We start from the raw sequence: 5,290 nt of genomic DNA, 5'->3' as shown, positions 1-5,290 counted from the left end.
GAAGAGCTTCAAGAACAAATTATGATAGAAATAAGGGAAAATAATAATGGAAAAATTCAGGATTTGAATCTATTATCGCAAATACGGCAGGGGAAGCGGCCTAGAGGTCGAGGATCGGATAGGCGGGTAAAACAGCAAATACAAGCCATCCGTGAAGGCCAAAAACAAGTGGATGCAACCAAGAAAAGAATAGCCGAGATTGCAGCCCGCTATGATCAGCAAATGACTGCAATAGAGCAGAAGCAAGCTCAACATCAAGCGCAACAGCAAGCCCTCCACAACAAGCAACAAGAGCTGCTTCAAGTTGAAAAAAAAGCGGCACAAGCAGATGGTCAAGCGAAGCAACAGCGAATAAAATTATATAAACATAAAATACAACGCGTCACCGATGCATTAAACAGCATGATACAAGACGTGGAATCAAGCATTGCTTTGATTTCGTCTGAATTAAGTACACCCACAAATGACCATGTAAAAACAATGGTACCTACCATAGATGCGATAGCGAATTATAAAAATATGGAACAAATGACGTCTAAGTTAGAAACCGTAATGGGTCACCTACCGCCCGAAATAAAAAAAGATAGGAGTACTCTTTTCATTCAGCCATTCCAAACGAAACAACTCAATTTACATACCCAAATGAATAAAATAGTTATCCAACTAGCGACCATGAACAAAAAATACACTGATCCCCTCTTGCAGTTGTTCCGACAATTTCGAGTAGAGAAGTTAACCGTAGAGGAATTAGCCGTATTTGAAAATCAATTACTAGCGATGATAAAGCAGCAAACTGCCGAAAGAGTGGCAGAAATTCAGCAGCAGTTAAAAAGAGCAGCAGACCAGGAGCAAGAGGCTAATAACCGGATCGGGCAGAGTGCTCGCGATCGTGTAGCACAACAAAGGCTTGACGGAAAAGTTTTACTGGTAGATTGGTGGGCAAGTTTGTCAGAAGAGAAAGAAGAGCGTGAAGCTGCACAGCGGCGTGCCGAAGCGAAGACGAAGCAACTGATTCAAGTCCTTAAAAATCGACAAGGGCTCTCTTATGGTAGCCTGTGGCAGGCAATAAATCCAGAACATGGAACATTGCTGCGGTCTACGCAGAAAACAGAAACTAACCAAGCCAAACAACGACTAAACACCACTGCGGAGCAAGCTTCCCACTATGCAAATATGGCGGTTGATTTGGGGCAACAGTTGAAAATGATTGTGGATGGGGTGCAAGGGGAGCATGCCAGAAAAATAGCCAAGGAACCTACATTTACAAAATTTTTCACCGAGCTTGGAAACCATTTATCCGAATCGTTCCGGCATCCAAGTCAACTCGTCAAATCCATCTACGAAGGCAATAAACAAGCGGTGCAAGCCGTGGAGAATAGCTTGCAGGCCAGCTTGTTCGGACCAGGGGAAACGGAAACGAATGCGCATATCCGACAGCAAGTGGACAAGCAACGCGTGCTGCGAACGATGGTGTCGTTGGCGCAAACGATGGAGCACATCGATTCGGAAATAGCGATATCGGATTTGGTAACCCAAGCGCAACTGCTTGCCGCTTTGGAACAAGCAGCAGGGACAGAGGAAGAGTGCGCCGCTTACTGGAGTAATCTAGAGGCAGCAGCGGAGAACGTCATCCAGGTCAAGCAAGCCAAAGAGAACATAAACGGGCAACGACAAGCTTTGCAACCTATATTTTTACCTATGGTTGACATGATCGAGCATAACTTGTTCGACAGTCCTGGGTGGCAAGCACAGATTTTAGATAAACTGAAATACGTTCAGTTTACTTTGCTAGCCATGGATCCGATGGGAAGCTTTGTGCCTATCAAGCCAGAAGAAGCAACGACCTTAGTTATCAAAGGAATCAGTCGAGAAGCAGGCATTGTATCAAGAACGGCCACCAAGCTAGAAATGATAAAGGACAGTGCGGTTGCGGTAGAAGAGACAGCAGGGAAACCAATAAGCGAGGAGATCGTTGAAGACGAAATTGCCGTTGAAGAAAGGGAGATCCGAGTGTGCAGACCGTGTGGTATCGGAGGTAGAGCCAAGCGGTCAGTAGAAGAATGCTGTGAAATGGAACCACAACCGGGGACAAGCCTGTCAACGGAACAGCCAGAGTTAGATGACAACATCCCAGCACCTCCAACAGAAGAAGAAATCGCAGCGATGGAAGGGAGAGAACAACAGTCGCAACCGGGGACGAGTGATAACACACCTACACCTTCGCCGATCAAGCCTAACGGTGAAGGTGAGTGGTCAATAAGCGAATTGTCGGAGGACGAACAGGTAGACGAGAACAACAATCGTGTAAAAGAAGAAATAGCAGAATTTCCAACTGAAGATCGTCCGCTTATATTGGATGCGAGAGAAAGACGTAAATTAATTCGCGTCCCGTTTAAAGAGGGGGAAACGGTTCTTGGTGAACTGTCCAGTATTGAAAATAATGGTGAAATTTTAATAACGGGTTTAACAGAGGCAGATGCAAGTGAACTGCCTACTATATATGGTCTAGAAAATGCTAACTTACTCCGAACAACTACGCTTACGGAAAATCATTTTTTTAAATATAGAAATGAAGAAGGTGCCGTTTTACCTGTGGAGACAGTGCATATATCTGTTCATCCAAATCGAATTGCTCCTGTTATTCGCCATGAAGGACAGAAGTTTACACTTCAGTGGGATGAGCTACAGGGGGGAGTGGGGAGTGTAACGAAAACGGTAATAGGGAAGGTGCTATCTCTTGGAGATCAACCCCATTCTTTTGTTCGAATCGGTGTGCCTTTGTCTACAACGAACCAAGAATTTAGAGAATTGCCATTAAATATTTTTGTACGTAAGGATGGAGAACAACAAGGTAGGTATAAACCGATTCAATATGTATATACAGACGAAATCAACCGGGATGAACACGTTGATGTAAATGAATCGCCGCAAGAAACTGCAGTAGTGGTCGGACAAAAATTATCGTTGCCTTTTGCAGAACCTTCGATAGAAGGAAGGGTAGAGCATATTGATACGGTTCTTAATTATCCCATTGTATTTGTCCATGTTGCCGTACTTCCGGAACGCGTACAATCTGTGAAACAACAATTGCAAGCCTTATCTCGAGAACGACATTGCTCTGTACCCATGGAGTGGAAAGGACAATCGATAACTGCGCCTGTCGTTGTTCGCATCGGAGATGAAGTTATCGGAGGGAAAGTAGAATATATTATTGTTGTCGAAGATGATGCTCTCCATGTTCATGTTCCATTCGATGAATGGTTAGCTGTTACCCACTGGCGACCCGTATCGATGAATGCAGAACGTGCAAAACAAATCGTAAGAAATGTGTTGGCTCATCCGGAGCGCTTAGGTTCAACAATAGAACTGCTAGACTTGTTACCGTTTAATTTACAGGCAAAATCATTGCAAAAGTTGATTAAAAAACAGGTAGTCCCCCAGCAGCAGATCGAAAAGATACACACGAAAATAAAAGATTTGATTGTAAATACGTTGTTGCCGAACATAACGGAAGACAAGCTTGACGCTATCTTGCAAACCCATTCGATTTACGACTATAGTTTCTATAAAATTCAAAATAACGAAGAGTATATAACAAAACAAGCTGCCGAGTTGGTTCGAAAATCGATACTGGAAATCCTACAAAATGATATAGCTACGATTGGATATTCCTTACAAACACAAATCAGGAATGAACTAGATCCCTTTGTTAAGGAAGTTATCCGTGATATTCGTGATATTTACGAAGAAAAAAGAAGAATAGAAACGAATGAAATCATGTGAAAGATGCTCACAACTGACAGCCTGAGAAATTACAGCAGCAGCTATAGAGGAACATCAGTGAACGTCAAATCGGCCCCACCTAGCGGTCAGATTGGGGCCAGTGTATGATCGATGTAGATTAGTTCAGACGGCAGAAGTCCGGCAACTGCGGCGACCACGGCATAAAGGACGCTAACGCCTGTGGCTCTTGCAGATTGGCAAGCTGCGGCAATTGCTCGAACAAGTGCGTGAGATACCGAAACGGGTGCAGCCCATTTTCCTTGGCCGTCTCGATCACACTGTAGATCGCTGCGCTCGCCTTGGCTCCGCGCGGAGTATAGGCAAAGAGCCCGTTTTTAAAGGTCGAGGATCGGATAGGCAGGTCAAACAGCAAATACAAGCCATCCGTGAAGGCCAAAAACAAGTGGATGTAACCAAGAAGAAAGGTATAGCTGAGATTGCAGCCCGCTATGATCGGCAAATTACTGCAATAGAGCAGAAGCAAGCTCAACATCAACATCAAGTTCAACAGCAAACCCTCCAAAACAAGCAACAAGAGCTGCTTCAAGTTGAAAAAAAAGCGGCACAAGCAGATAGCCAAGCGAAGCAACAGCGAATAGAAATATATGAACATAAAATACAACGCGTCACCGATGCATTAAACAGCATGATACAAGACTTGGAATCAAGCATAGCATTGATTTCGTCTGAATTAAGTACACCAGCAAATGATCATCTAAAAACAATGGTATTTCCCATAAAGGCGGTAGTAAATTATAGAAATATAGAACAAATAACGTATAAATTGGATACCCTAATGAGTGACATTCCACCTGAAATCATAGAAGACGGGAGTACGGTTTTCCTTCAGCCGAAGAAAGGGAGATCCGAGTGTGCAGACCGTGCGGTATCGGAGGTAGAGCCAAGCGGCCAATAGAATGCTGTGAAGTGGAATCACAACTGGGGACAAGAACGTCAACGGAACAGCCAGAGTTGGATGACAACATTCCAACACTAACAAAAGAAGAAATCAAAGCGATGGAAGGGAGAGAAAAACAGTCGCAACCACCTACTTATGGCATTTCGGAAGTCGGCGTTACGAAAAACGCTGAAAAAAGCGCTGTGAGTAACGCTGAGGAAAGTGCCGGAAAGGCGTCTGAGGGGATGGGTAATGCTCCAGTTCCTACAAAGCCAGGTGGGGGAAGCAATCCAAATGATTTTGTTAACCCACACTCTGAAAAGCACATGTATGACCCAAGTAGGCCATCAACTCGAAATCGTTCACAATATGGTGAAGATGTTGACGTTGGGAAATTAAGACAAGAAACAATGACTAACATGACCTATGCAGTTCAATACACTAATTGGTAATCAGTCAACACTATAAAAGTGTCTACAATATTTCAATATTTCAATATCTAAAAAACCACTTGACACAGTACACTTTAAGCCGCTTTTTAACGAAAGGCTTTGCATGGACAACGTTTGGAAAAAAACGTGTCGAGCGCTTGCAGCAAGATTCCTTACC

The 5,290-nt window shown here is 43.8% G+C and carries 3 protein-coding genes and 1 pseudogene; 3 read left to right on the top strand and 1 reads right to left on the bottom strand.

Annotation, left to right across the window (positions count from 1 at the left end; translation table 11 throughout):
* Positions 1–21 precede the first annotated feature (21 nt).
* Positions 22–3,783 carry a GumC domain-containing protein gene (locus tag PPOP_RS22810; RefSeq protein WP_042228803.1) on the top strand — a complete coding sequence of 1,254 codons (3,762 nt, stop codon included), beginning with the start codon at positions 22–24 and terminating at the stop codon, positions 3,781–3,783.
* A gap of 118 nt (positions 3,784–3,901) precedes the next feature.
* Here the strand turns inward: PPOP_RS22810 and PPOP_RS13185 are convergent.
* A pseudogene (locus PPOP_RS13185) lies at positions 3,902–4,120 on the bottom strand (transposase domain-containing protein); the annotation flags it as partial.
* Between the two features lie 66 nt (positions 4,121–4,186).
* Here PPOP_RS13185 and PPOP_RS13180 point away from each other — a divergent pair.
* A complete protein-coding gene (locus PPOP_RS13180; protein WP_042228801.1) occupies positions 4,187–4,699 on the top strand; it encodes a hypothetical protein in 513 nt (170 codons plus the stop codon).
* A gap of 11 nt (positions 4,700–4,710) precedes the next feature.
* Entirely contained in the window at positions 4,711–5,133 is a 423-nt protein-coding gene (locus tag PPOP_RS23435; RefSeq protein ID WP_006286994.1) for a hypothetical protein, read from the top strand.
* Positions 5,134–5,290 lie beyond the last annotated feature (157 nt).

This window comes from Paenibacillus popilliae ATCC 14706, from assembly GCF_000315235.1.
In the GTDB taxonomy this organism is placed as follows: domain Bacteria; phylum Bacillota; class Bacilli; order Paenibacillales; family Paenibacillaceae; genus Paenibacillus_B; species Paenibacillus_B popilliae.
This window is presented reverse-complemented; position numbering and strand designations above follow the sequence as displayed.

Bases quoted from the DNA above. Each gene is read 5' to 3' on its own strand.
- PPOP_RS22810 (WP_042228803.1), top strand. From the start codon at position 22: ATGATAGAAATAAGGGAAAATAATAATGGAAAAATTCAGGATTTGAAT.